Here is a 26,712-nt window from a genome sequence, read left to right as displayed (position 1 = left end):
TCTTTCGAACGAGGGTGTAGAAACAGTCATCAGAGTCACGGCGTTAGATTCGAGTTCGGTAACATTTGAATATAATTACGATTACATGACTGCCGGGACAGGCGGTTACACTTATTATGACACAGGAGCAGGAATTCCCGTTTCATTTGAATCTATTTCCGTCACTTCCGACGGTGGTGATGCTACAATATCACCAAACGGAGATAATATCGACGATGAACTAAGAATCAATTATGTGCTGGTGTCGACAAACCCGTCAATACAGACCTCCGGCGGCGCTCAGCTCAGAATTGTGGCCGATACCAATAACAACGGCATAGCGGACACTTTCAGATGGGAACAGGTCATGTGGGAGAATGACGCTCCGCATTTTATTCCCGGAACAGCGATTTCAACCTCAAGCTCTTACTACAATATTAACGGTAATGACTGGTGGGGTTATTTTAATTCGCTCACATTGGAAGCAAAAGAGGCATTAAAGCTCAGTTATCAGGAGCTTGACGCCATTCAGGCGAATTCGGATTATGATTTCTGGGACTGGATACCCCAGGAAGATTTCGCTTTGCGCGACGGTTCAACCAAGACGCTGACCAGGACGGTTTCTGTTAATTTTTCATGGGACTGGCTGAAGAGAATTCCCCTGAACGGCGAATGTAAAATTTTTGTTGAAGTCGCGGCGCCGTATTTTTCACCGCAGACTTTGCTGCTGGGAGATTCCACTTCCACGATTGTAACGGTGTCAGGGGTGGGCGTTATCAGGGGCACGGTCACGCTCCCCAGTGAATCCGGCGGCGGGCCCGCGGCGTTTGCCGAGGTGAACGCGGGGAATCAGTACAGCTGGAATCACACTTATACAGATGAGAATGGCGTATATAAGATGAGAGGTATGGCCGAGGGCACTTATTTTATGGAAGCCCGTAAGGCGGGTTACACCACTAAACGCGAGCAGAATGTTTCTCTTTCGGGTGATGAGGCCTGGCAGAATTTTGAGCTCGGCACCGGCGTTAAAATCACGGCCACGATACAGCTACTCGCGCCGTTTACGCCTTACACTGATCAGTGGGGAAACACTGTCACCGAATTGTGGGGGAATCTTGACGCGTGGAGCATAAACAGCGCTGACGGCGGCTGGTCTAATTTCAGGATTTCAAGCGGGGCTTCAAGCGCAGTGTGCGTTCTTCCTCTGGTGGAAGGGACTTACAACATCAGAGCAAATGCGAATAAGTATGTGTCAATATCAACGACTGTGGTTCTTAAACCTGCAGCTTTGGGCGGCGTTCTCGGAGCCGGCGCGACATTTTATCAGATGGCGATAGTCCTGAATCCGGCGGTGGATATAAAAGGATACATCGTTATAATGAGCACCAACATCAGCGAGCTCCAGCAGAGATATGTTGATGTCAACGCTCACACGGCCGATAACTCGGTCTGGGCCTGGGGGCAGAGGGAATGGGATCAGAATCAGTGGGATATAGGCATTGATTCCACAACAATGCCTTTTACCGTCTGGAATGTTACTCCGAACACGACTTACTTTCTGAGTTTCAATAGCCAGTTCTACGCATCAACCGACACGACGGTTTCCGTGGGCGCGACGAGCCTTCTTATGACGAAAGCCGAAGCCGTGGTAATGGATGAAGGCGTGACGATAAGCGGCAACATGGTCATCAACTGGTCACCGTCAACATACGCGATTTATTTGAATCAGTCATGGGACGACGGCGGCGTGAAAAAAATATGGCTGAATATTGACGCTTTTGACGAGGCCACTCATCAGGGAAAAAATATAGGTTTTTCTGTACCTATAAGTTCATTCAGCTCTGTGCAAATGCCTTATGTTATCGCGGGCCTGACAGCGGGCAGGCAGTACCAGATGAATATTTGGGGCCTTAACAACGGTTTTGAACAGGAAGGCCGCTGGCAGAAAATTGACGCCGGAAGCACGAAGACCATCACTTTTAATCCCTTCTCCGGTTCAATAAACGGAAGGATTCTTGACCAGTATAGCGCTCCGGTGGATTCAATGTCTATAACCATAAGCTGTGAAATGCTCTGGAATCAGGGCATGCCTAGCAACAATGCCGCCCTCCATCCTGACGCAAGCGGCAATTTTTCTATTGACGAACTCAGGACGGGGGAATATGTTGTCACGATTATGGAGACGGATGTGAACGGCATGCCTCTGGGTAATTATGGCATGGTGCAGAAGAGGGCGCGCGTCAACAATGGCGAGAATTATCCGCTCGGGGACATTTTCCTGAAACCGGCCGGCCGGATAAGCGGAACCCTTGTGCTCAATTCCGCAAAATATCCGACGTGGAATGATGTTTATAATGCCAGCACCCAGACTTATTATATCTATGACCACACCGGAACACAGCTGGAAGGCCCGCCCATGAATTTAGCGGTGATGGCGATGTCTGTCAAACAGATGCAGCAGGGCGGGAATATTATAGATTCCCGTCTTAAAGCTTCGCTGGAAGTCTGGTCTCCCACGGTGGCCTCTTACACGATCCGCGGCCTGGCCGAAGGCAGTTATATTATTATGCCGCCGCTTTATTTTGACAACACTAACGACGGAGGCGCGCTGGCGGCTATGTTCGGCGGGCAGTTCAGCCCCAACGCCGACCTTGCGTCGCTCACGCCAATGGTGCCGCTTGCGACGGGTGAAACCAAAAATCTTGATCCGCTGACGCTGATTGACGGTGTCAAGGTCAAAGGCACGGTGCAGAGGTCAGTGAGCGGCGTCGAGGGCCATTACTGGATGGAGCTGGTGAGCAGGGAACATTACATGCCGGTTGCCCCCGGTAAGTCCATTGATTTTGTGGATTACAGCAATTTCGGTATCGCGAGCATGCCGAGCACGCTTAACAGCCCGACGCAGAGTTTCTCTTTTACTTCCATATATCCCGGCAAGTACAATGCCATGGTGCGCGTGTGGGACCAGAGTTATAAGAATGCCATTGTGCCGTTTGAGATCCCCGCCGGTTCCACAAAAACGATTGATCTGGGCACATTAATGCTTAAAAAAGGCGCCAATATCACCGGGGTGCTGAGAGATAAAGACACGGGAAGCGTGATTTATGACGGTGTCAGGGTGAGATGCCAGGGCATTCCCCGGCAGGAAGGAACGCACAGGGAGACGCGCGATTATAATGACTCATGGGCACCTGCTGACATTAAAATCAGTTCCACGACCGGCGCTTTCAAATTGAAGAATCTGCCGGCGGGCACTTATGAAGTGGAAGTGCAATACAGCAAGAGCGATCTTTCTTACGCCTATGTGCATAAGAAGATAGTGGGCGTCATTGTCCCTGATTCAACCGCCGATGTTAATCTGGGTACGATAGAATTAAAGAAAGGCAGAAATATTAAGGGCATCGTGAAGGATGTCGCGGGTAATCCCGTCCCTAATGTGAAAGTTGAGGCCGATCCCATGCTCGGAATGACGGACGGCTGGTCCGATTTCAGGACAGATTCTGAGGGAAAATTCGTGCTGAAGGGGCTTGCTCCGGAAGTCGTTTACTGGAAACTGACGGCCGCGCCTCGCCCTGAGGTGTGGGACAGGTGGGAAGAGGAATCTTATTACGCTCCGGCTGTCAAAAAAAATGTTCTTGTAGGAAGCACCAATACGGTTTTGACAGTGACGCTTCCGACCAAGGGGATAACGGGCGTTGTGAGGACGCCTCTGCTTTCATCCAAGGATGATATGGAAATACTGACGCAGGGATTCGGTGGTGATGAAAAGGCCGGCCTTAAAACTTACGGCGCTTTTATTGTTGTCCAGTCCGCCGGCGAAAGATACTCAGATCCTTTTGACGGCTATCAGACGATTAGCAGAGCGCCCTTCTGGGAAGGGCCCGATGCAGGGCCGGGCAGATGGAAATCTTCTTTTACCATTATGGGCCTCAGTGACGGCAGATATAACATGCGCGCGGTGGTGAAAGGTTTCTGCTCGGAATTTATTAAAGGTATAGAAATATCGTCGGGAACTGTCGCAATGGGAACCATCACTCTTTCCACGGGATCCGCGCTGTCGGGCGTTTTCACCAAGGCCGACGGGAGCAAGGTCAAAAACACGGAAGTTGAAGAAGTTGTGGCTTCAAATCAGGACATGACAGACCTTGTTTTCGGTGAGCTCATCACCAACAGCGGCACGGGGGAAATAGAAAGCTATAGAATCCCCGGTTTGCGCAAAAATGTCTCTTACACCGTTGTTCTGCCGATGGAAGGTCACGCTCTGTTCATGGCGCCGGAATCGCAGATGATAACGCAGAACGCCCAGACATATAATTTCATCTTTCAGGACAACGCTCCGAGTTTTATCAGCTGGGTAAAGAAATCCTCCAACACCATCACGATAGAAGCCTTTGCTTCCGAGCCTCTCCGCGAAAGCAAGGTTTCAAATGTGATTATTCTGGACGGTGTTTATTGTTCATCGGGAACATTGGTTGCCGGCGCTTTTGACAGCGCCGCTATGTCTTTGAATAAGACGGACATAAGCGCTGTATTCACTTTTTCAGGCGCGCAGAATTCCATAGCTTATCACTTTCAGGGTACAGATTTGAAGGGCAATAAGCAGTCGCCCGCTGATTACACCGGAAGCGGCGATTATCCTTTCGCCTACACATTCTACAAAGCGTGGGATAATTACGCGCAGAAGAACATCAACCCCACTTTCGGCGGAACCGTTGACATAGGCAACGGCGATGACAGCTCGGTCTATGTGCCGACGGGGAGTATGGATACCGGTTCGGATGTGAAGGTCACAGTCGGCAAGACCGCTTTTCCGGGCGAATCAGTTCCCGCGCCCGCGCCTTCGGCATCGGGTGTGAGGTCAGCGGCCGCTATCCAGGCCTATGCCACCACAAGAGACAGTTTCTACACCGCGCGCTACGGCGCGGCGATGCCGTCTTTTAACGGGCCGGAGCTTGCGACAGCCGCGGCCAGCGCTCTTTATGAGGTCAAGGCGCGCCTTGTCAGCGGGCCTCTCGCCTCAATAGCGGCAAGCCAGACGGTGGAACTGACTTTTGAATACGATTCGTCTATTTCCACACATCCGGCGACCGATTTGCTTTATGTCTATTCGTCCACGGCTTCATCCAACGCGGAGTGGAATCTCGTAGACAGCGCGCCGGTTATAGACGAGGAAAATAACACGATAACGGTTCAGACGAGTCATTTCTCGTATTTTGCCGTGTTCAAGCTTTCAGCGGTCCCGGCCGCAACGGTCGTCAATCCGACGGTGACTTCTGTTTCTCCCGCCAGCGGTGAGCAGGGTACGACAATACCGTCTATAACAGTGACCGGAACAGGCTTTAAGGACGGCGTTACTGTTACATTCGACCCGACCGGAATCAGCGTAAGTTCCATTACAAGAGTGAGTTCCACTCAGCTAACGGCATGGAATGTCGTTATAGACGGCGGAGCGGCCACCGGGGCAAGGAATGTGACTGCGACAAATGCCGACAACGGCTACGGCACTCTCGCGAATGCTTTTACTGTGAATTCATCAAGCAGCACGGTTAATGTCAGTTCTGTCACGGTATCCGGCACGGCAAGTCCCGGTAACACGATAACTCTGACCATAACCGGCACAGGCCTTGACAAGTTTAATGACGAGGCGTTAGATATTATCAAACTGGACAATGTGTCAGAGGGTTATTTCATTACGGGCAGTACCATTGCCCCCTGCTCTACAACCACGCTGACTGTGCAGTTTGTAATTTCGGCAGATCCGGCGGCCCCGGCGGGTTCCTATGATCTGCATCTGGAAGATAATTCCGGAGAGTATATTATGCGTTCCGCTGTCGTGACGATCGTGTCAAATCCCTATGAGGATGCCTTTAAGGCCTATGTGTTCCCGAATCCCTGCCGCACTAACAGCTTGAGCATCAAGGTGTGCGTGCCCGGCACCGCGGCCGAGGTTGCCGCCGGAACCACTGTCAACGGCGAGGTCAGGATATATACGGTCACAGGCGAGCAGGTGTGGTCAGCTTCACAGAGCCTCAAAAAGGCCTTTGGTCCCGGCGACTCCGATCTTTCATGGGACGGAGAAAACATAATCACCTGGGATTTGAAAAATTCCAACGGCGGCAGAATCGCCTCCGGCGTGTATTTCTACATCGTTGAAACGGCCGGACAGGGCAGAGACAGAGGAAAGATAGCGATAATAAGATAAGAGGGGCTGTCCCCGAGTATGGAGGTTATATGAAAAGAATTATGATAGCTTTAATGTCTGCTGGGCTGGCTGTTTCCGCTTTCGCGGCGAGTGCCATTGTGACGGATGTGGGCGGAAAGGCAGAGTATTCGCGCTCAGGAGCAGAGTCTGTTTCCGAGCCGCTTCCTGCGCTTTGGACACTGCTGACAAAAGGCCTTTATCTGCAGGAAAATGATGTCATAAAGACCGGCCCCGGCGGAAAAGCGTCTCTTGTCCTGGACACGGGGAGTCAGGTGGATATAGGCCCGTCAACGGATGTAAGAATCGCGAAACTCAGCGACACCGACACTCTTTTGGATATGGCAATGGGTGAATTGACGAACAAGATTGAAAAACTAAAAGAAGAAAATGTATCCTTCGCCGTAAAAACTCCCGCCTCCGTCTGCGCGGTCCGCGGTACGAAGTTTAGCGTCATCGTGGATAAGAGCGGAAAAACCAGAGTGAATGTTTTTGCCGGCGTTGTTTCCGCCCGTGAGATTTCGGGAATAGGCGAGGAAATTTATATCAGGCAGAATCAGTTCCTTGAGATCCTGCCCGGAATCGCTCCGGAACAGGCCGCTGATCTGAGTTTCGCTCCCACAGCGAGAGAAGTGCTGATGACAAAAGCGGAATTTATGAATGAAGTCAGAATGGATATGACCAAGGAGCAGGTGCAGGCGGCCGCGGCGACAGAAATTAAAAATGCCGAATACGAGCAGGGAAAGACGATGGTGGACTATTTTGGCAAACGCGTCAGGATAGAGGAATACATAGTCAGGCCCCAGTCGGACCAGTTCAAGTTCGTCGCTCTTAATGAAAGAGACAACAGGTTTGATTATTTCACATGGCTGGCGACATTCAACACGGACTTGCCCGCGGATCTTTCAGTCGCGAATCAGATTGCTTTTGAGAAAACAGATAATCAGGTTTGGACCGCAGCTCCGGATTATTGGGTCAAACAGCATGATTGCGCCGCTTCAAACACGGTTGATTCCGTTGAGTGGACGAAAAAAAGAACGAACTGGGATGCCGCCGCATCGGTCACAGATTGGTCGATATATGAAAACGGAGTTGAGCGAGCCATAAGACAGGATGGAGCAACGCTTGTCGCTTTTAATTACACTGAGCAAATCGGTATTGGCGGAAAAGGACATGATAGTTATACAAGCGATATTCCGGGGAATTATAAAGAAGATTATTATTTCATTGATGATGAAGGGCAATTAGCGACAGCTGCAAATTCGTACAGTGGTTATAATGAAGAATTCGTTTTCAGCAGCAATAATTTTGGCGGTGTCGATGGCAAAATTGATATTGTTGTAGAGCCGTCTATATTTGAACAGGCTGGGATGAGATAAGCCTGCGGGTAAATTTAAAATGGGAATGATAAAAAACAATGAAGGAGAAAATTAAGTGATTGATATGAAAAAAACTTTAATTGTTGCGGCAGCTTGTGTTCTACTGATTCCGCTCTATGCGGCGGAGATCATTCCCGTGGGAGAGATTAATCTTACCGGCGGCGCTTCTTTTTTTGAGGGTGAGAGTTCCGCTTCCGGAGGCAATTTCAACATCGCCGCCGTGCCCGCTGTCAAATTCAGCGAGAGTGTTGTGCTCCTTCCGGGATACTATGGTAATTACAGGGGCTCTAAAAGCGTCTATGAGCTCCTTGGCGGCGGCACGCTCTATCAGGACTCGATGAGCCATAATTTTACGCTGCGTCTTGTCAATAAACTTTCTCCAGAACATAAATTCAAACTCAAGACTGGTTATGTTTTTAACTATTTCAGGGAAACAACGGATGAGGACTGGGGCGAAGGCCTTTTTGATTTTGAGAAATTCACCCTCGGTATAGAGAATGAAACGCAAAACTGCATGGGCATGGATAAGTTCATCGGCTCCTTTGATATAATGAAAGTGAAGTTCCCCGAATACGCTTCGCTGGCGTCGGCGCTTTACGGACAGGAAGTCTTTCCGGGGACCAACATACTTGATTTCAGCGGCGTCAATATTTATTTCAGAGGCCTGAAAAAGCTGAATCCTAAATCAATAGTTGATGTGAACCTTAATTTCATGCTCAAGGATTTCCCCGATCAGAACCTCATAGATCCGCAGGGCGAGTACACTCTGACGAAGAGGAACGACAGGACCTCGTCGCTGGATATGGTTTATTCCCGGTTGTTTGGTTCTTTTTCGGCGGGGCTCACGCTCGGAGCCGTCGTAAATCGCTCGAATCAGGACCATTTTGACGCGGCAGCTCCTAAATTCGTGGACAATTATTACGACTATAATTCATATTCCGCGGGGCCGGTCGTGTCTTTCGGCAATAAATTTCAGGTGAGCTGCGCCTATAAATACGGCATTAAAAATTATGAAGGGCGCCTCACACAGAAAGCCAACAGCGATTACACTTCTTCAAAGGTGCAGAACAAAACACATTTCGTGTCGCTGGGGAGCTCTTATAGATTGAGCAGGAAACTAAAAGCGAAAGTGTCCGCCAATTATTTCACCCAGGATTCAAACCAGGATTACGAGGCGGTGTACAAATACAATTATGACACGTATAATTTTGACGCGGGGGTTGTGTATGAATTCTGATAATTACCGGAGGAATAAAAAATGAAAAAAATTTTAATTTTAGCGGGTCTGATTTTGTTGACGGGCGAGTCTTTCGCGTGGATGAGCAAAAGCGACGCCGGGACATGCGGAGCGCAGTTTCTTAAGATAGGCATGGGTGCGCGCGCCATGGGTATGGGAGGCGCAGCGGCGGCGCTGACGGATGTGAGCGCTCTATACTGGAATCCGGCCGGGATCGCCTCTCTTGAGAGCAGAGAAGTGCTCGCCATGCACACGGACTGGTTCGAGGACACCTCAATAGAATTTCTCGGAGCGGCATTTCCCGCCGGGGGCGCCGTGTTAGGCTTGAGCATGACCTATCTTGCGATAGATGAATTTGAAAGAAGGGTGGCGGACACCTCCGCGCCGGTTGGCACATTTAACGCCAATGACAGCGCTGTCGGAATAAGCTATGCCAAAAAGCACGCCGGTCTGGATGCGGGTTTTACCGTCAAAGCGCTGAAATCGAGCATAGGCAGCGATTCGTCCAATGTCGCCATCGCCGCCGATGCCGGTATTATAAAAAAAGGATTGAGTCTCTCAGGGAAACCGATGTCGCTGGCCATCGCGCTAAAAGATTTCGGGACGAAGATAAAGTTTAGCGCGCAAGAGGACAATCTGCCTTCCGTTATAAAGCTCGGAATGGGCGTGGAAGTCTCCCCCCAGATGACAGTTGCCGCGGATCTCAATCTGCCGAGGGACAACGAGGTGAATCTGAACATAGGTTTTGAATATATGCTTCCTGTGGAAGCCGTGAAATTCCCCGTGAGGATGGGTTATAAGACACTCAACGATTTTGACACCATAGACGGTTTCTCGGCCGGTTTCGGACTGGGCATGGGCTCCTATAATCTGGATTTTGCCTGGGTGCCTTACGGAGATTTCGACGACACTTACCGGCTGTCGCTGTCGGGCAAATTCTAAGAATTAATTTCCGCCGGAATCGCGGGTTTACGGCTGCCCACCGCCGCTATATTCAGGGTAAACTTATTGTTTCAGCTGTGTACGCGCGCGTTTGATATAATCTTCTGAGGCCGCGTGGCCGGGGCTCAGGTCGATAACTTTCTCAAAAAACTTTATTGATTGAGTGTATTTTGTTTCCGAGAAGAGCTTATGGCCTTCCATGAAATATGTTTTAATTTTAGCTGTCTTCAGGTATTTTGCCGCTTCCGCATGGCCGGGGTTCTGTTCAAGGACTTTCTCGAAAAATTCTATTGATTGAGGATACTTTTCTTCAGCGAAGAGCTTATGACCTTCCATAAAATATGTTTTGATCTTTGCTGTTCGCAGTTTAGTTTCCGATTCTTTTTTCCGCTTCTCCTCGGCGGCCATCCTCTCGGCTGAAATTTTAGACGCTTCAACCGGCGCGGTTTCGCCGGAAAGAATTTTTATTTTAGCTTCAAGAGCGGTGATCCGCTGCTCTATCATGGTGTTACTGAAATTCAAAAAAACCCCGAAGACTTTAGGCGCGAAGTTTTCTTTCAGATTGCGCGCGCTGGCTCCCACGCTCATTCCCGTGGGGAAATTGAAGGCAAGCGAACAATTCACATCTCTGCCGTCTTCTTCAACAGCCGCGCAGACCTGCCCGGCGTTCAATTTCAGGCCCGCGAAAGTCCCGTGCAGGTTTTTATAGTCTCCCGTCTTGTCAACAAAGCCCCTGTTGCCTCTGCCAGCCGATATTGTCAGAACGCTTCCGCTTATTTTTAAATCCTGGCTGAGAACGCAGTAAACCGAATTTGAAACAGCCGTGTCGCCAGGCGCTCCAGTGGAAAAAGTTTCGTTTGTTTTGCCGGTTATGTTGTTTACGCCCACCGCCAGAGAAGGCAGTTTCCCGCCCTTAATGAGAAGCAGTTTTATGTTTGCCGCGGCCATGGTGCTCGTGTAGAGAGTGAGACCGCCCTCGAGCCGTTCCGTCACGCCGAAATTGCCCCAGGCGTTTTTATCGTTGCTGTATGTGTCGGAGTTCGCCGGTTTATAAACTCCCGCCCCCCCGCCGAATTCTATAATGCCGTGGCCGAGCGTTTGAGCGGAAGGTGTTTCAACAGTGTTTGTCAGAAATCCTCGGGCGGATGACTGGAACGCGATAAGGCACACAACCGTCGCGCCGAAACCCGCGGACTTTACAGCCGCAAAAAAACTTAATTTTTTCATTTGGAATCTTCTCCTTTTTCCCCGCCGCCGTAATAGTGATAGTAGCTGTAGTAGGGGTAATAATATTTGTGTTTTTCGATATCTATATTGTTAATAACGGCGCCTATTATTTTCGCGCCCGCTTTTTCAAGTTTTTCTTTTCCTTCCTTCGCCGGTTCTTTTTTTGTTTTGCCGAAATCTATGAGATACACGGTGCCTTCGGTTATTTTTGAGATTATCACGGCGTCGCTTACGGGAAAGATGGGAGGGCTGTCAAATATCACCCAGCGGAATTGTTCCCTGAGCTTCTTCAGCAGTTTTCCGAAGGTGTCCCGTTCAAGCAGTTCGGAAGGGTTCGGGGGTATTACGCCAGCGGGGATGATAGCGAGATTGGGTATTTCCGTTTTGTGTATAATTTTTTCAAGACCGGCCTGGCCGCTCAGGTAGCCGCTGAGTCCCGGCGATGTGTCTATGCCGAAAATCCCCTGTATTTTAGGTTTCCGCAGATCCGTGTCTATGAGAACAACGCTGTTTTCCGCGTGCGCCAGAATATGCGAAAGAGCCACGGCGAAACTTGTTTTCCCCTCGCCCGGCATGGTGCTTGTTATCAGCAGTGAGCGGATCTCGCCGGCGAAATTGATACTGACCCGTATGTTTCTGAGAGATTCGGCAAAATGAGAGTGCTGTCTTGAATCAAGGTCTTTGGTTAAATCAATTACATTTTTGAAGCCGTCCGCGACTCGCGGAATATAGCCGAGGAAAGGGACTGAAAGGTAATGTTCTATATCGTCCTTTGTTTTAATGCTGTTATCAAGAAATTCCAGCAGGAATGCCGCGAGTATCCCCAGGGCAAGTCCGCTGAATGAGCCTAGCAGAAGGTTTTTGCGCTTGTTAGGCAGAATCGGTTTTTTGGGTGTTTCAGCGGTGTCGATCACGCGTATGTTGTTTACGGTGAGTTTGCCCTCAAGCTCGGATTTTATGCTGGAGATTATGTTGAGGGTTTCCTCTCTTATTTTTTCTTTCATTATGTCCACGGCCTTTTTTAAGCCGATGATCTCGGGATAATTGTCTTTGTATTTTGTGGAGAGGCTCGCGAGTTTCACCTGCAGGGAAATGAGATCGCCTTTCAGCCTCTGTAGCAGAGGGTTGTTGAGTATCTGCGGGAGAGAGTTTATATCGCTGTCATCTTCGGAGACGGATGCTCCTTTTGCCGATGAGATTTTATCCAGTATGCCGTGGGAGAGAAGCAGCCGGCTCTTCAGATTTTCCGATATGTATACTTCGGCGAGTGTGTTGACCACTTCACTTGCCTCCGCCGGGTAGATGCTGTCATAGCTGATCTTTACAAGCCGGCTGCTCTTTACGGGATCAACCGATACATTGCCCATGAACCCGGTGGTTAGGTCTCTTGGGGATCCGTTTTTTTTGCGGGCGTTGACCGCCGCCGCCACTTTTTCAGCTATACTACGGCTTGTTATGATGGAATACTGGGTTTGATAATAATCGTTTTGTGTCATCTCAAAACCTATGGCTTCCTGCAGTCCGCCTCCCGATTTCTTTTCTATCAGCAGCATGGCGCTTGCGCGGTAAACCGGGGTTTTGATCATTGTTGCGATAATCGCGGCGGCGATCCCCGCTACGAAAAACAAAAAAATAAGAAGCTTGTGTTTGCAGGCCAGAGCGTATATCTGTCGGAGGTCTATCTCGTCTTCTTCTATCATAAAATTATCAGAATGGCTACGGTCATAATCGTCGTGAGAAATGTCAGTATGGGCGATATCTGCCTTATGGCGACATTTGTGTTTGACAGCGCGGAGCGCGGAGCGCTGACGATATCTCCGGCTTCCAGTATGATATCGTCCTGCTCCCGCCGCATGATGGCACCGGCGTTCACTTTTATTATTTTGTCGCCGCGTATTATTTCCAGTTCGCTCTCTTTCGCGGAATCGGAGAAGCTGCCGGCAAGAGCGATGAGTTCAAGGAGCCGCATATCTTTTTTCAGGGGATATGTGCCGGGCTTGTTGAGCTGGCCTATTACATAAACCTGTCTTCTTATGAATTTTTTAACTATCACCGACACTTTCGGATTTTCTATATAGGCGGAAAGTTTTTCGGTTATTTTCCCGGCGAGCTCTTCCCTTGTGAGACCTGAGGCCGGTATGTTTTCCATGAGGATGTATGATATTTCGCCGTTGTTTTCTATTGTCAGCGTCCGGCTTATATCGGGATTCTGCCAGACGAATATCTCGATCTCGTCGCCCGCCTGCAGCCGGTAATCTTCATTGTCGGAAGCTCCGCAGAGCTGCGCGATAAGCATCGCCGCCAGAAAAATAGATCGCAAAATATACATTTCCGCATTATACCAAATTTTAAGCGAGATTTGAGGATTTTGCTTTATATATTTGGTCAATGCTATATCGGTCATTATACACTGAGGCTTTTTGCGTCGGGGAAATCTTCGGGAAGATCTGTTTTAAAATAAAGCCGTTTTCCGTTTTCGGGATGATTAAAACCTATAGAATACGAGTGCAGCATTATACGCGCATCCGGCGAACCGCCGTATTTTATGTCGCCTGAAACGGGATAGCCGATGTGGGAGAGATGCACCCTGATCTGATGGGTGCGCCCGGTGAATATCTTGATCAGCAGAAGCGTTTTTCCGGGGAACTGCGCCACGGGCCTTATATAGGTTTTTGCGTTTTTTCCGTCAGCTTCTACGGAAAAAGCGGTCCTGTTGAAGTCGTTTCTTTTTATAGACGCCTCTATGAACTGGCTGGATGTCACTTTTCCGTCACAAAGGGCTAAATAGTGTTTGGCGACGGTCCTGTCGGAAAACTGTTTCATAATTATTTTCTGGGCGTTTGCCGTTTTTGCCACGATCATCAGGCCGGATGTTTCCCTGTCCAGACGGTGCACGAGTCCCGGCTTGCCCAGCCCCTTCCAGTCGTTGAGCTGGGGATATTTGAAGAGCAGCCCCTGGAGCAGCGTGCCCGACGAGTTTCTTCCGGCGGGATGCGTTATGATCCCCGAAGGCTTGGAAATGATGAGAAAGCTTTCTTCTTCGTGAATTACTTTGAAATTAACTTTTTCCGCTTTCACATTTGTGGCGGGGTCGGCTATCAGGTTGACGGATATTTCCTCGTTGCCTTTCAGTTTGTGATGTTTTTTTTCAGTTTTTCCGTCAACTTTTACATTGCCCGTTTTTATCAAAAATTGTATGAATGACCGAGAGTGCCCTTCTATCCTTGACTGAAGGAATGTGTCCAGCCGCATCCCTTTCCTGGGATTTATAAAGCGCTTGAGGGGGATCGTATCGTTTTTCATAGCAATTACATTCTATCAATTATCGTCGTATATTTGAAATACGCCCGTGCTATCTGTTTTAAATTTTGCCGGAGGCGAAGTGCCCACGCGCCGTTGTCTGATTTTTGACAGCCCGACGAAAATTCAATAAAATAGGACAAGGCTCGGAAAATATTGTGTAGAACAGTAAACGCCTGAACCCGGAGGTAAAAAATGGACAAAGAAACTTGTTGCCCTGAATTCAATCCCGCCCCATGGGACGAAAAAGAAATAAAATGGGAAAATAAAAAATTTATAAAAGATCATGTCGCGTGCTTTTTCCACATTCCTCTTAACTTCGGCTCGAAAATGGTGAAAAACGTAAATGCGATGAAAGAGGCAAACGCAGTGCCCGCCGGGTCAGAATTCATTGTCTTATCTAAACATGATTCCATGTGGGGGATGGATATTTATCTTAAAACAATCAGAGATGTGCCGGGGGCAGAAACAAGCGCTATTTCCGGAACGTTTTTGTCAAAAGTGTTTGAAGGCCATTACAAAAATACTCCGCTATGGATCAAGGAGATGGAACGATATGTAACGGCAAAGGGCCAGGAGATCAAAGATTTATTCTTTTACTACACCGCTTGCCCCAAATGCGCTAAGAAATACGGGAAAAATTATGTCGTATTACTGGCAAAAACGAATTAGGCGAACAAGGGGCCGGTTGCCTTTTCATTGGTGAGGAGGCAAAATTAATGAGGGACAGGCGTTTTGTCGCGGTTCATCGCGGCGGGTCTCTGAAAAAGGAGTGGCATTGCCAGTTAATTAAATGGGCCTCTGATTGCGCGGGGCATGTATTGAATCTATCCGGTGAAACAATAGACGGGCGGCTTATAAGCGCGCTAAATGTGGCTGAAGAGTGGAGGCAGGGAGAGGCCTCGGTGGGGGATGCGAGGAATGCGTCATTAGGCGCGATTGCGGTGGCAAATGAGTCCTCGAACAAGACTGCAATTGCGGTGGCTCGTGCCGTCGGTCACGCTGTGGCGACCGCCCACATGGTCGACCATTCACTGGCTGCGGCGTGGTATGCTCTGAAAGCCGTCAAAAATTCGGACAAATCAACAGAGGTGGAAAGGAAATGGCAGGATAAACAATTGCCGCCGGAGATCAGGGAGCTTGTCCTGAGCGCGAGAAAAAGCCGAAAGATTTAAACGCGTGCTCAAAAATTGTTTAGCTGGATGCGGCGTTCACAGTGAAGAGAAGAAGTTATACAGGAGGGTTTTTATGGACATTCAGATGATGACAAGGTTTTTTATGTGGTGCACGATCTTGAACATGGGATTATTGATGTTTTCATCCCTGCTTCTGGTCTGCGCGGGGGATTTTGTGTACAAGATGCACGGCAAGTGGTTCCCAATGCCGCGGGAAACATTCAATGTCGCGCTCTACTCCTTCCTCGGTATGTACAAGATCCTCATTTTTGTTTTCAACCTGATCCCGTGGGCGGCTCTGGCGATAATCAGCTAATATGACAGCCCGGGTGGACCCGGCGGTGGAGAATCCCCGGGCCATCCATCACCGCGCCCTGCCACCATCCGCCGCTATCTTTTTCGCTTATAATAGTGTATGCTTGCTGAATTGAATTTGTAAGTAAAAAAAGAGGGAAAAGATGACAGAAAACACGGAAGAAAAGAAAACATTTAAGGATTTCGGCCTTTCAGAGAATGCGCTGAAGGCTATCAATAAAAAAGGGTTTGAAGAACCGACACCGATTCAGATATTGACCATCCCCCTGATGATGAGGGACGATGTGAACATCATAGCTCAGGCCCAGACCGGCACGGGGAAAACTGCGGCTTTCGGTTTGCCGCTCATAGAAATGGTCAAAGAGGATCTCAGAAAAGTGCAGGCTCTCATTCTGACCCCGACCCGGGAGCTCGCCATTCAGGTGGCGGAAGAGATAAATTCGCTCAAAGGAAGCAAGGACATCAGGGTGGTGCCCATATACGGCGGCCAGTCAATAGACCAGCAGCTGCGGAGCCTCAAAAAAGGAGTGCATATTGTGGTCGGCACCCCGGGAAGGGTGATAGATCACCTCAACAGAAAGACGCTGAATGTGGCCAAAATCGAGCACCTGATACTTGATGAAGCCGACGAGATGCTCAACATGGGCTTCATTGAGGACATGGAAGAGATAATGAAGCACACGAATCCCGCCAAGAGAACGCTTCTGTTTTCCGCTACAATACCGGCAAAGATAAGAGCGCTCGCCAACAAATACATGGACGGCCACGAACTTCTCACGGTCAAGAAAGAGAACCTTATAACCAATCTGACGGAACAGATATATTTTGAGGTGAAAGCGCATGATAAATTCGAGGCGCTGTGCCGGATAATAGACATTGAGGATGATTTTTACGCGCTGGTTTTCTGCAGGACCAAGAGCGATGTTGACGGCGTCGCGGCCCACTTGAAGGACAGGGGTTATGACGCGGTGGCTATCCACGGGGATATATCGCAGGCGCAGAGAGAAAGGACGCTCGGTCAGTTCAAGAACAAAAAGGTGAACATACTTGTAGCGACGGATGTGGCGGCCCGCGGTATAGACGTCAGCGATCTCACCCACGTTATCAATTATTCGCTGCCGCAGGATCCGGAATCCTATGTTCACAGGATAGGCCGCACGGGCAGGGCCGGCAAGCAGGGCACGGCCATAACCTTCATCACTCCCAGCGAGTATAACAGGCTCATGTTCATACAGCGTTTCGCCAAGACGGATATTAAAAAAGCGCGGATTCCCAATGTGGATGACATAATCAACGCCAAAAAGAAAAAGATACACGATGACCTGGCGCTCGTCTTAGGGGAAGAAATAGGCGCGTCCTATTATGACTGGGCGGCGAAACTTATAGGCGAGAACGAGCCGGTAAAAATATTGGCCGCTGTCCTCAGCTATTGTTTTGAGGAAGAGCTCAGTCCCGACAGCTATGGCAAAATCAAAGACTCGCCCTCAAAGGGAAAGCAGCTGGATCAGCACGGGAAGGTGCGGCTTTTCGTCGCGCTCGGCAAGAAAGACAATATAGATGCCCGGAAACTTGTTGAGCTCATCATGCGCAAAGTGTCCATCAAATCACAGCATATCAGGGATATTCAGATACTGGAAAAATTTTCTTTCATGTCCGTGCCCTTTGAAAACGCGGAAGAGATCATCGCCGGATTCAAGAAACAAGGGCAGAAACCGCTCATCGCCCACGTCAAAAACAAAAAATAAATTTATTGGGCGGGGTTTTTGCGGATGAATTCTATGTAGAAGAGGATTGCTCCGCCTGTTACAACCATAGCGTCGGCGATGTTGAAGATGGGCCAGGGATTGAAGGGCGGAAAACCGAGATTGAATTCCAGAAAATCACAGACGCTCCCGTAGAATATGCGGTCGTAGATGTTGCCCGCGGCTCCGGCGGCGATGAGCGCCAGCGGCAGCAGTTCACGGGCTGCCGCCTTTTTCACAAAAAAATATATCATTAGCGAGATTATCGCAAGACTCAGAATAAGGAAAAAAATATTGTTGCCCCGCGCCATGCCGAAAGCTATGCCGGTGTTTGTGATATGGGTCAGGCGGAAAAAGTTTCCTGTCACCGCGCGGGATTCGCCTATCCAGAAGTTTTCCCTTATCAGGAATTTTGACAGGCGGTCAAGAGCAAAGCCGGAGAGGGCTATAAGGATTAAAAGTTTTTTATTTTTCAATTTTTCCGCAGCGTCCGCATAAACCGTCAGAGTTGTCCCGTGTTATTCTCCAGCAGCGGCCGCATTTTACGCCGTCGGCGCGGTATATCTTCACCGTCACTCCGTTTTCCGAGCGCTCGGCTAGTATTTCTTTTCCGTCCTCATCGCCGATCTGCGATATCAGGAATATTTCTTTGAGCTCAGTCTCGCTGAAAGCGGCGATGGCGTTCCCGCCGTCGCCGCTTATAGAGACTCCGGCCTCGAGGGCATTCCCTATCCTGCCGTCACCGCGGGCCTTTTCTATGGCCTTTAAAACACTTTCTCTTATTTTGAAAAGCTGAGCCCATTCCTCTGCCTTTTTTGCAGTGATGACGAATTTTTCTTCCGGTATCTCCGTGAGGAAAACGCTGTCCGGCAAAGAGCCGTCGATCTCCTCTTTCGCCGTCTGAAGCACCTCTTCCGAGGTGTGGGCCAGGACGGGCGCGAAAAGGAGCGTCAGGTTTTTGAGCAGTTCCCAGAGAGCGCTCTGGGAACTGCGCCTTTCGGGCCAATCCTCGCCGAGCGTGTAGAGCCTGTCCTTGATTATGTCAAGATAGAAAGATGAGAGGTCAAGGTTTATAAAATCAAAGAGGCGGTGAAAGGCTCCCGCGATGTTATAGCTCTCGTAATCCCCCCTCACTTCTTTTTTAACCGTTTCCATTCTGCTGAGTATGTAGAGGTCAATCGATGTCATCCTGTCTTTCGGTGTCTGCATATCGCTTGTCCAGCCGTGCAGGTTTCCGAGCATGAATCTGAAAGTGTTGCGTATTTTCCTGTAATAATCCGTGCAGGATTTCAGTATCTCATCCGAAAGGCGCAGGTCGCCCGCGTAATTCTGGGAAGCTGTCCAGATCCTCAGTATGTCGGCGCCGCTCTTGTCTATTATCTCCTGAGGCGTTATGACATTTCCCTGCGATTTGGACATTTTGCGCCCTTCGCCGTCTGTCACAAAACCGTGCGTTACGACATTTTTATAAGGCGCGGCGCCTTTTGCGGCGCAGGAGAGTATGAGGGATGACTGGAACCAGCCCCTGTGCTGGTCGCTGCCCTCGAGATAAAGATCGGCGGGCCAGTGATGGCCGGCTCTTTCCTCAAGGATGTGATTGCTGGCTCCCGAATCAAACCACACATCCAGTATGTCGTTTTCCAGCGAGAATTTTTTACCGCCGCATTTTTCGCATATCATCTCAAGGGGCAGATTCTCCTTAAGGAGAATGTCGCTTCCTTCAGCACGGACAAGCGCCGCCAGTTTTTTTATGACCTTAGAGTCCAGCAGATGTTCGCCGCATTTTTCGCAGTAGAAGACGGGGATGGGAACGCCCCAGTATCGCTGGCGCGATATGCACCAGTCTGGACGGCCTTCCACCATGGCGGATATTCTCTTCTCTCCTTCGGGAGGCGTCCAGCCTACACCTTTGATTTCCTCAAGGAGTTTTCCCCGCAGATTATTTTTGTCGATTGAAATGAACCATTGCGGCGTGGCCCTGAAAATCACCGGCTTTTTGCATCTCCAGCAGTGCGGATAGGAGTGCGATATCTGCTCACTTTCCAGAAGAGAGCCTTTCGCGCGCATCACATCAAGTATTTTTTCGTTGGCGTCCAGCACAAATTGACCGCTGAATTCACCGGCTTCTTCCGTGAATCTCCCCCTCTCATCCACTGGCGAGATGACGGGCAGGTTGTATTTCAGTCCCGCCCTGTAATCGTCCTCGCCGTGTCCGGGGGCTATGTGCACTATTCCGGTGCCTTCTCCGCTTTCTACAAAATCGGCTACTATGCCCACGGATGACCTCTCAAGGAAGGGATGGCGGAATTTCATACCGGCGTATTTGATGCCTTTGGCCTGGGATATTATCCGCATGTCCTTTGAGTTAAATTTTGCGCGGATCTCTTCCTTTTTCTCATCCAGAGCCAGGACGCGGATTTTTTTTCCGTCTCTTTCCAGCTCTATCACGGAATAGAGAAAATCCTTGTTGAAGGCCAGCGCCACGTTAGCCGGGAGTGTCCAGGGCGTCGTTGTCCAGACCGCCGCGCAGGTGTTTTCAAGTTCCTCGCTCTTAAAAAGAACGGTTATAGAAGGGCTGGGGATGTCGTGGTATTCCACTTCCGCTTCGGCAAGCGCCGTCTCGCAATCGCAGCACCAATAGACCGGCTTGGCGCCGCGGTAAACATAGCCTTTTTCAACCAGTTCCGCGAAAGTCTCAAGGATGCCGGCCTCATAAGTTTTGTTTATCGTCAGATATGGTTTGCCCCAATCGGCGAAAATACCCAGCCTCATGAATTCTTTCATCTGGATTTTTACGAAATTTTTCGCGAAGTCCGCGGCTTTTTTTCTGAATTCTATCTGGGAAATATCGGATTTGCCTATATTGAGCTCCTTGAAAAGCTGGTATTCTATCGGGAGCCCGTGACAGTCCCATCCCGGCACAAAGGGCGCGGCGAAACCGCTGATGTTCTTGTATTTCACGATTATGTCCTTCAGTATCTTGTTGAGGGCGTGCCCTATGTGTATGCGGCCGTTGGCGTAGGGAGGCCCGTCGTGGAGCACAAAAACTTTTTTGCCGGCGTTGTTCAGCAGTATCTGTTCGTAGATATCGGCCTTCTTCCATTTTTGCTGGATGAGAGGCTCTTTTTCGCGCAGGTTGGCCTTCATCGAAAAAGCTGTTTTCGGGAGCAGCACTTTATATTTACTCATTCAGGAATAAAATCTCCTCATTGTTTTCCGGGAGGGTTTTTTTATCACGCCTCTTTCGGTGATGATGGCCGTTATCAGCGCCGCCGGCGTCACATCAAAAGAGGGGTTCAGTGCTTTTACGCCCGGTGCGCTTATGGCTTTACCGCCCACAAAAAGCATTTCCTTCTCATCGCGTTCTTCTATTTCTATATCTTTCTCGTTTCTGGCGCTGAAATCTATCGTGGAATAGGGCGCCGCGATGTAGAAAGGGATGTTGTGGTATTTTGCGGATATGGCCAGATCATAAGTGCCTATTTTGTTCGCGCTGTCACCGTTTGCAGCTATGCGGTCGGCGCCCACGATGACGGCGTCAACTTTGGAAGTCTTCATTATGTGTGCGGCCATGCTGTCGCTTATGAGGACGCACGGGATCTTCCATTGCTTCAGTTCCCATGCCGTCAGCCGCGCGCCCTGAAGCCGCGGCCGGGTTTCTTTGACATACACTCTGTCAATTCTTTTTCTCGCCGCGAATATCACGCCCAGCGCCGTGCCGATACCGTCGGTGGCAAGAGGTCCGGCGTTGCAGTGCGTCATCACACACGAAGATTGTTTGATGAGTTTCGCGCCGTGTTCGGCTATGAGTTCGCAAAGTTTTTTATTCTCTTTGTCTAACTCCAGAGCTTTTGCCAGCATGGACTTGAAACTTCTGTCTTTGACTTTCAGCATTTCATCCACGGCCCATTTGAGGTTCACGGCGGTGGGCCTGGCCTCTATCAGCATTTTCGCCGATTGTAGGGGCTTCTTTCTTCCCAGCACCATCCCATAGGCCGCGGCGATGCCTATGGCGGGAGCGCCGCGCACGACCATTTCTTTTATGGCTTTAGCTGCGGCCGCGGCGCTTTTGATTCGTATGTAAGTTTTTTTTTCCGGAATTTTTCTCTGATCCAGAAGGATCAGTTCTCCTTTCGCGAATCTGAGAGGATCCGGTGTGACGATTTTCGTCATTGAATCAGGAATATGCGTATCAGCAGAAAAATTGCCGCGCCTATACCGATGACAACTTTCTGAAGGAGCTCTTTGTCTTCAATATTTACGGCTGATTTGGCGGCGGCGACTATGGTCAGAGATGTGTCGCGCACAATATCACCGGCGGGTATCTCAGCTATGCTTTTGCCGGATTTTGAAAGATAATTTTTCAGCACCATATCGAGGATCAGGATAAGCACTATCAGGGCGATGACACTGTTGAGCAGATGGCCGATTACATTTAACAAAGACTGCATAATAAACCTCCAGGTTTTTTCATTTCTTTTTCCCGAGTTCCACGGCGCGCTCATAGGCCGCGCGGCAGGCGGCGGAAACCGTTTCTTTCAACTTGTTTTCTTCATAAATCCGTATCGCCGCTTCAGTGGTGCCGCCGGGGCTCGTCACCTTTTTACGCAGTGAGGCGGCGCTTTCCCCTGTTTCGTTGAGATAGGCGAGCGTTCCCTCAAAGGTTTTGAGGGATAAAAACCCAGCTTCATCCGGGCTGAAGCCCAGAGCAGCCGCGGCTTCTTCAAGGGCTTCTATAAAATATGCCGCATAAGCCGGACCGGAGCCGGATATTGCCGTCGCCCGGGCTATATCATCTTCGGTTTTTACACGAATTACAGCGCCGAGGGCTGAAAAGATTTTTTCCGCTTCTTCCATGAGTTCATTTTTGAAAGGGCTGGCCAAAAGATTCTCATTCGCGAAAAGAGCGCTGACCGATTTTGAGACCTTGACGCACATGTTGGGCATCACCCGGAGAACCGGGATCTCACCGACACTGTCGGTGAAATAAGAGCAGCTCACGCCGGCCATTATTGTTATGAGCATCTGAAACCGGGTATTTTTCAGTATTGGGATTATGGTTTCCGCCTGCTGCGGTTTGACCGCGGCGATAACGGCGCTGATATTGTTTTCTCGACGGCCGGCTTCTTCAGGGCTCATTGTCTGTACGCCGTAAGACAGCGAGATTTCACTTCTTTTTTTTGAGTCGCTCTCGGCGACAAAGACCTCTTCCGGAGAGTAAAGGCCGTTTTTAAGACATGAGGAGAGTATGGCTTCGCCCATGGCACCGCAGCCGATAAACAGGATTTTTTTCGCGTTGGTTTTCATCAAGGGAAAGGTTAGCAAAAAACAGAAATCTTGACAAGAAAACGGCGTTAAAATACAATATACGCAGATTCGATGGTTTATGAATAATTAGGAGGCTAAATGCTTAGTATTCTTGGGGGTTTGATTTCGGTTGCTATTTCGGTGTTGTGGATACTCCCCAACAATTTCGGTTATGCCGGCGACGATGTGCTGGTTGTTATCAAGGGCAGTGTCGCTCTCGGCCTTATTTTCGGAGGCCTTATTGCCGTCGCGGCAGGCATCAGCGCCATAAAAGAGAGTGCCGCGGAAAAGAAAGAGCAGGCCGAGGCAAAAAAAGACGAGCCCGCCGCTTAAATAATTTTCAGCTAAAAATTTAAATTTCCGGTTGTCCGGTTGTCAATCGTTTAACGGGGCTGTGTGCCCTTTTTTGATAATCGGGCCCGTATTCAGATAATTATAAAACAAAAAAATAAGACAGCTCGCGCGTTTAACAGGGAAGATCGCCTGCTCGGCGAGCTTTTCCTTTATTTGCGCCGCGCGGGCCTGGCCGGCGATATAGGTGATGATGCCGCTGTGATCGCGCCTAAGACGGCGGACTCAGAAGCCGCGGGAGGCGGCCGCATGGCGGTCTCGGTGGATTCGTACTCGGAAGGCGTGCATTTCAACAGTCTGGTTCCGGATGATTCTATAGGATACAGGGCGGTGACAGGCGCCGTTTCTGACATCGCCGCCATGGGAAGCGCGGCGGAAAGTGTGCTGATATCAATGGGCCTTCCCCGAAAAGTGAGCGACGAGAAATTTTTTGCTCTATACGGCGGTATCAAAAAGGCCTGTAAGAAATGGCGCCTCAAAGTGGAGGGGGGGGATATAGTCGCCAGCCGCGGCCTTTATATCTCTGTTTGCGCGATAGGCCCGGCCGGATATAATATCAGGCGCTCAGGCGCGAAAAAAGGCGATATCCTGTTCATAACTTCCTATCCCGGACTTTCCTCGGCGGGGCTGGAGCTGTTGAAAGCCGGAGAGAGCGGGAAAAATTTTCTCGTCAAAAATTTTTTATATCCTGATATTTTTTCAGGCGCCGGCGAAAAATTATTCCCTTTTGTCTCGGCCTTAATGGATTCCAGCGACGGGCTTATAGATTCCTGCCGGAGCATAGCGCGCCAGAGCGGTGTGGCGGTGAATATTGAGAGCGCCCTGGTGCCGCTCAAAAAAGAACTTGTCGATTTCTGTCTCGGGAGAAAAAAAGCGCTGAGGATGGCTCTTGTGGGCGGTGAGGATTATTATCTTGTGGGCGCGTCTGCGAGAGAAAAGTTTGCTAAAATAAAAGTCCCCGTTTTCAGAGTAGGAACTGTCAGCGAGGGGGAAGGGGTTTTTCTTGATGGGAACAGAACGGATTATAAAGGATTCAGGCATTTCTCTTAAAGAGAGCGCTGTGTTCGAGAGCGGCTCTCCCGAGGAAACCAGGGCGATAGCTTCGGGTTTTGCCGCTACGCTTAAAAGCGGCGATGTTGTTCTGCTGGCGGGAGATCTGGGGTCGGGCAAGACCGAGTTCGCCCGGGGCATTGTTTCCTGCTTCGGCTCTGAATCCGATGTCAGCAGTCCGAGTTACAAGCTCATCAACAGATACGACGGTACCCCCCCGGTGTATCACATGGATTTTTACAGGATCAAAGAGAGCGGAGAAATTTTTGACATAGGCATCGAGGAACTTTTCGCGGAACAAGCGGTTTTCATAGTGGAATGGCCGGAAACAGGCCTCGAATTTTTTAAGGATTTTTATCTCGTCAGAATAAATTCTTTATCCGGAGATAACAGAGAGATCCGGATATTTGAGAGCGCCGCAGCGGAAATATCGGAATGAGCGAATTATATGTCAGCACTTCCATGGGCGAGTATGCCATCGCCGCTGTGATGGGGAGCCGCCGAAGTTTTTATCACACGGATTTCGGCAAGCGAGATCTGGACGGATTCTTTGAATGTTTCGCGAAAGTGAAAGACGAGTTCCCCCTTTCAACGTTTAGAAAAATATTTGTTGAAATAGGCCCGGGTTCCTTTACCGGCGTCAGGGTCGGCGTCACTTTCGCTCGTGTGCTCGCACAGCAGCTCAGGATCCCGCTCATAGCCATGAGGTCGCTTGATGTGGCCGCCGCGGGTACGGCGGCCACGGGTGCAACGGCGGCCGCTATGCTGGATACGGGGAACGGCTTCGTCTACGGAGCTGTTTATCCCGGCGGCGTCATCGGCGCCACCGCCAATGCGGATATTTACGCCGTGGAAATAGACGAATGGCTTGATTATGCGCTGTCGCTCCCCGGAAAACTGTGTTTGTGCGGCAGAATATCGCAGCGTGATGAAGATATCCTGAAGAAGAAAAACCTGAAATTTTTAAAGCTCAAAGCTACGGATATACTGGAGAATATGATTCTGCTTTCCGCCGCTGTTGATAATCTTGTGTTGGCGGCAAATGGTGAGGCGGCATCGAGGGCTTCGGAAATAGTGCCGATATACATAAGCCGCAAACAGGCGGAAGCCAAATGGCAGGAAAAATTGGAGGATGAAATGGTCAAAATATCCCAGCTTGTGGCAAAAAAAGAAGGGGTCAGAGAAGATATCAAAAACCTTGAAAAGGTAAAAAGGGAGAAGGAGCAGGAGATAGAAGATATCGCTCAGCTCTCAGAGACGGCCGCCGCTATCCGCGGGGAATTGGCATCTTCCATGGATGAACTGTCAATACTCAACGCCAAAAGAACGGCATATACCGAATCAATTGCGGCGAAAGAGAAAAAAATAGAGGAATATGAAAAGAAACTTGAAGATTTAAAAAGCCGTTTGCGGGATTGCTCGCGGGAGCTGGCCTTGAGGGAGGCGAAATATGAGAAGATTAAAAAACTTCCGCCTGAGATACCGAGGGAGGTGGAGATCTATATCCAGCAGCGTGATGAGCTCAGGCAGGAAGTGGAGAATCTGAAAGAGGAAAAGGGCAATTACAGCCGCCAGATCGACGAGCTCGCCACTTCCCGTTTTGAAGAAGTGTTTGAGAGAATAAAGAAAGAAGAAGAGATGCTGGGCGCGCTTTCCGATAAACGCCGCCGGAAAGAGGAAGAAATAAAGACGTTGGAAGAAAGCATCAAAGAGATCAACCGTAAGCGGGCCTTGGCGGAAGAGGCCGCGCTTGAGACGGCGGACTTAGACGCCGCGCCTGAAGAGATTGAAGAGCCGCCTGTCGCCGTGGTGATCGCGCCTGAGCCTGAAGCCGCGGGCGTGCCGTCTTCCTCGTCGGAAGAAACCGCAGAGGAAGCGCCCCCCCGTGAACCAACTCCTGTAAAAGCAGACGAGGATATAACGGAAGAAATATCTGATCACACCGTGCAGGAAAGTTCTGAGGATAAAACGCCTGAAGCTGACGAATTTAAAAAGATGGACAAGAGACTTCCGGTAGATCCGCTGAAAAAAATGAGTGTTGAGAATCTGGAATATATGGTAAGGCCTTTCGGTATTAAAGATCTTCCTGAAGTCATGAATATAGAAGAGGCTTCTTCCGAAAGGCCCTGGCGGCGCCAGATGTTCAAGGAGGAACTGGCTATTCCCGTGTCAAAACTTTACACGCTTTCCGGACGCTGGCAGCGGCGTGACAAGATGTCTCTTATGGCATATGCGGTGTTCTGGGTCGTTTCGGAAAAAGCGCACATAATCAATTTTGCTGTGGCTCCGGCTGAGTGCAACAAGGGCGTCGGCAGCTGCCTTTTGTATGAGATTTTGAAAAAAGCATCAAGCCTGGGCTGCAAATCGGCCTATCTTGAAGTCCGCGTTTCCGGGCAAGCCGCGCATAAATTGCTTGAGAAAGCGGGTTTTACCAGAATAGCCGAGCGCAAGGATTATTTCGGCTATCCGAAAGAAGACGCTTTTATTTACGAGCGAAAACTGCAATAAT

21 protein-coding genes are annotated in these 26,712 nt (G+C 49.7%); 12 read left to right on the top strand and 9 right to left on the bottom strand.

Translation table 11 applies throughout. The features are described 5' to 3' along the window. The 4 genes from FP827_08755 to FP827_08740 all read left to right on the top strand — a co-directional run. Window positions 1-6,181, top strand: a 6,181-nt coding sequence (locus FP827_08755; GenBank protein MBA3053153.1) for a hypothetical protein, incomplete at its 5' end; no start/stop codon positions are given. Between the two features lie 29 nt (window positions 6,182-6,210). Continuing rightward, window positions 6,211-7,557, top strand: a complete 1,347-nt coding sequence (locus tag FP827_08750; GenBank protein MBA3053152.1) for a hypothetical protein — start codon at window positions 6,211-6,213, stop codon at window positions 7,555-7,557. A 55-nt stretch (window positions 7,558-7,612) separates the two neighbouring features. Continuing rightward, window positions 7,613-8,794, top strand: a complete 1,182-nt coding sequence (locus tag FP827_08745) for a hypothetical protein (GenBank protein ID MBA3053151.1) — start codon at window positions 7,613-7,615, stop codon at window positions 8,792-8,794. A gap of 21 nt (window positions 8,795-8,815) precedes the next feature. Beyond that, entirely contained in the window at window positions 8,816-9,736 is a 921-nt protein-coding gene (locus FP827_08740; GenBank protein ID MBA3053150.1) for a UPF0164 family protein, read from the top strand. Window positions 9,737-9,799: 63 nt separating this feature from the next. Here the strand turns inward: FP827_08740 and FP827_08735 are convergent, their stop codons facing one another. The 4 genes from FP827_08735 to FP827_08720 are packed head-to-tail and all read right to left on the bottom strand — an operon-like array spanning window position 9,800 to window position 14,266. Then, a complete protein-coding gene (locus tag FP827_08735) occupies window positions 9,800-10,963 on the bottom strand; it encodes a tetratricopeptide repeat protein (GenBank protein ID MBA3053149.1) in 1,164 nt (387 codons plus the stop codon). Continuing rightward, the gene (locus FP827_08730) at window positions 10,960-12,663 is read right to left on the bottom strand and encodes a polysaccharide biosynthesis tyrosine autokinase (protein ID MBA3053148.1); all 1,704 of its coding nucleotides are present in this window, start codon (window positions 12,661-12,663) and stop codon (window positions 10,960-10,962) included. Before FP827_08730 ends, FP827_08735 begins: the two co-directional genes overlap by 4 nt. Then, on the bottom strand, window positions 12,660-13,367 hold the full coding sequence (locus tag FP827_08725) for a hypothetical protein (protein MBA3053147.1): 708 nt from the start codon (window positions 13,365-13,367) through the stop codon (window positions 12,660-12,662). The genes FP827_08730 and FP827_08725 overlap by 4 nt, the downstream gene beginning before the upstream one ends. Next, the gene (locus FP827_08720; protein ID MBA3053146.1) at window positions 13,367-14,266 is read right to left on the bottom strand and encodes an RluA family pseudouridine synthase; all 900 of its coding nucleotides are present in this window, start codon (window positions 14,264-14,266) and stop codon (window positions 13,367-13,369) included. Before FP827_08720 ends, FP827_08725 begins: the two co-directional genes overlap by 1 nt. Window positions 14,267-14,458: 192 nt before the next feature. On the opposite strand from FP827_08720, the gene FP827_08715 reads away from it, so the two are divergent. From FP827_08715 to FP827_08700, 4 genes are all read left to right on the top strand, one after another. Next, window positions 14,459-14,935 (top strand): hypothetical protein, encoded by a 477-nt coding sequence (locus FP827_08715; GenBank protein ID MBA3053145.1) that lies wholly within the window; start codon window positions 14,459-14,461, stop codon window positions 14,933-14,935. Between the two features lie 47 nt (window positions 14,936-14,982). Then, the gene (locus tag FP827_08710) at window positions 14,983-15,438 is read left to right on the top strand and encodes a hypothetical protein (GenBank protein MBA3053144.1); all 456 of its coding nucleotides are present in this window, start codon (window positions 14,983-14,985) and stop codon (window positions 15,436-15,438) included. A 73-nt stretch (window positions 15,439-15,511) separates the two neighbouring features. Next, a complete protein-coding gene (locus FP827_08705) occupies window positions 15,512-15,754 on the top strand; it encodes a hypothetical protein (GenBank protein MBA3053143.1) in 243 nt (80 codons plus the stop codon). 142 nt (window positions 15,755-15,896) lie between these two features. Beyond that, a complete protein-coding gene (locus FP827_08700; GenBank protein MBA3053142.1) occupies window positions 15,897-17,498 on the top strand; it encodes a DEAD/DEAH box helicase in 1,602 nt (533 codons plus the stop codon). 2 nt (window positions 17,499-17,500) lie between these two features. Here FP827_08700 and lspA read toward each other — a convergent pair whose 3' ends face one another. From lspA to proC, 5 genes are read right to left on the bottom strand one after another with little or no spacing between them, the layout of a single operon-like run. Continuing rightward, on the bottom strand, window positions 17,501-18,001 hold the full coding sequence (lspA, locus tag FP827_08695; GenBank protein ID MBA3053141.1) for a signal peptidase II: 501 nt from the start codon (window positions 17,999-18,001) through the stop codon (window positions 17,501-17,503). Continuing rightward, window positions 17,961-20,684 (bottom strand): isoleucine--tRNA ligase, encoded by a 2,724-nt coding sequence (gene ileS / locus FP827_08690; protein MBA3053140.1) that lies wholly within the window; start codon window positions 20,682-20,684, stop codon window positions 17,961-17,963. Before ileS ends, lspA begins: the two co-directional genes overlap by 41 nt. Then, window positions 20,685-21,668: an S-methyl-5-thioribose-1-phosphate isomerase gene (mtnA, locus tag FP827_08685; protein MBA3053139.1), complete on the bottom strand. Its 984-nt coding sequence runs from the start codon at window positions 21,666-21,668 to the stop codon at window positions 20,685-20,687. It abuts the gene before it with no gap. Then, complete coding sequence (locus FP827_08680) at window positions 21,665-21,946, bottom strand: hypothetical protein (protein ID MBA3053138.1); 282 nt, start codon at window positions 21,944-21,946, stop codon at window positions 21,665-21,667. The genes mtnA and FP827_08680 overlap by 4 nt, the downstream gene beginning before the upstream one ends. Before the next feature lie 19 nt (window positions 21,947-21,965). After that, entirely contained in the window at window positions 21,966-22,802 is an 837-nt protein-coding gene (gene proC, locus FP827_08675; GenBank protein ID MBA3053137.1) for a pyrroline-5-carboxylate reductase, read from the bottom strand. A 99-nt stretch (window positions 22,803-22,901) separates the two neighbouring features. Between proC and FP827_08670 the strand changes: the two genes are divergently transcribed. The 4 genes from FP827_08670 (at window position 22,902) to rimI (ending at window position 26,711) form a co-directional block, all read left to right on the top strand. Then, window positions 22,902-23,135 (top strand): hypothetical protein, encoded by a 234-nt coding sequence (locus tag FP827_08670; GenBank protein MBA3053136.1) that lies wholly within the window; start codon window positions 22,902-22,904, stop codon window positions 23,133-23,135. Window positions 23,136-23,198: 63 nt separating this feature from the next. Further along, entirely contained in the window at window positions 23,199-24,203 is a 1,005-nt protein-coding gene (gene thiL / locus FP827_08665) for a thiamine-phosphate kinase (protein MBA3053135.1), read from the top strand. Next, the gene (gene tsaE / locus FP827_08660) at window positions 24,160-24,642 is read left to right on the top strand and encodes a tRNA (adenosine(37)-N6)-threonylcarbamoyltransferase complex ATPase subunit type 1 TsaE (GenBank protein ID MBA3053134.1); all 483 of its coding nucleotides are present in this window, start codon (window positions 24,160-24,162) and stop codon (window positions 24,640-24,642) included. The genes thiL and tsaE overlap by 44 nt, the downstream gene beginning before the upstream one ends. Beyond that, entirely contained in the window at window positions 24,639-26,711 is a 2,073-nt protein-coding gene (gene rimI / locus FP827_08655; GenBank protein MBA3053133.1) for a ribosomal-protein-alanine N-acetyltransferase, read from the top strand. The genes tsaE and rimI overlap by 4 nt, the downstream gene beginning before the upstream one ends. The last annotated feature ends 1 nt before the right edge of the window (window position 26,712 follow it).

The organism is Candidatus Omnitrophota bacterium (assembly GCA_013791745.1).
Classification (GTDB): domain Bacteria; phylum CG03; class CG03; order CG03; family CG03; genus CG03.
This window is presented reverse-complemented; position numbering and strand designations above follow the sequence as displayed.

Excerpts from the sequence above, each read along its gene's own strand:
- FP827_08750 (MBA3053152.1), top strand. The coding sequence starts at position 6,211 with ATGAAAAGAATTATGATAGCTTTAATGTCTGCTGGGCTGGCTGTTTCC.
- FP827_08740 (MBA3053150.1), top strand. The coding sequence starts at position 8,816 with ATGAAAAAAATTTTAATTTTAGCGGGTCTGATTTTGTTGACGGGCGAG.
- FP827_08735 (MBA3053149.1), bottom strand. The coding sequence starts at position 10,963 with ATGAAAAAATTAAGTTTTTTTGCGGCTGTAAAGTCCGCGGGTTTCGGC.
- FP827_08730 (MBA3053148.1), bottom strand. The coding sequence starts at position 12,663 with ATGATAGAAGAAGACGAGATAGACCTCCGACAGATATACGCTCTGGCC.
- FP827_08725 (MBA3053147.1), bottom strand. The coding sequence starts at position 13,367 with ATGACCGATATAGCATTGACCAAATATATAAAGCAAAATCCTCAAATC.
- FP827_08720 (MBA3053146.1), bottom strand. The coding sequence starts at position 14,266 with ATGAAAAACGATACGATCCCCCTCAAGCGCTTTATAAATCCCAGGAAA.
- FP827_08715 (MBA3053145.1), top strand. The coding sequence starts at position 14,459 with ATGGACAAAGAAACTTGTTGCCCTGAATTCAATCCCGCCCCATGGGAC.
- FP827_08710 (MBA3053144.1), top strand. The coding sequence starts at position 14,983 with ATGAGGGACAGGCGTTTTGTCGCGGTTCATCGCGGCGGGTCTCTGAAA.
- FP827_08705 (MBA3053143.1), top strand. The coding sequence starts at position 15,512 with ATGGACATTCAGATGATGACAAGGTTTTTTATGTGGTGCACGATCTTG.
- FP827_08700 (MBA3053142.1), top strand. The coding sequence starts at position 15,897 with ATGACAGAAAACACGGAAGAAAAGAAAACATTTAAGGATTTCGGCCTT.
- ileS (MBA3053140.1), bottom strand. The coding sequence starts at position 20,684 with ATGAGTAAATATAAAGTGCTGCTCCCGAAAACAGCTTTTTCGATGAAG.
- mtnA (MBA3053139.1), bottom strand. The coding sequence starts at position 21,668 with ATGACGAAAATCGTCACACCGGATCCTCTCAGATTCGCGAAAGGAGAA.
- FP827_08680 (MBA3053138.1), bottom strand. The coding sequence starts at position 21,946 with ATGCAGTCTTTGTTAAATGTAATCGGCCATCTGCTCAACAGTGTCATC.
- proC (MBA3053137.1), bottom strand. The coding sequence starts at position 22,802 with ATGAAAACCAACGCGAAAAAAATCCTGTTTATCGGCTGCGGTGCCATG.
- FP827_08670 (MBA3053136.1), top strand. The coding sequence starts at position 22,902 with ATGCTTAGTATTCTTGGGGGTTTGATTTCGGTTGCTATTTCGGTGTTG.
- tsaE (MBA3053134.1), top strand. The coding sequence starts at position 24,160 with ATGGGAACAGAACGGATTATAAAGGATTCAGGCATTTCTCTTAAAGAG.
- rimI (MBA3053133.1), top strand. The coding sequence starts at position 24,639 with ATGAGCGAATTATATGTCAGCACTTCCATGGGCGAGTATGCCATCGCC.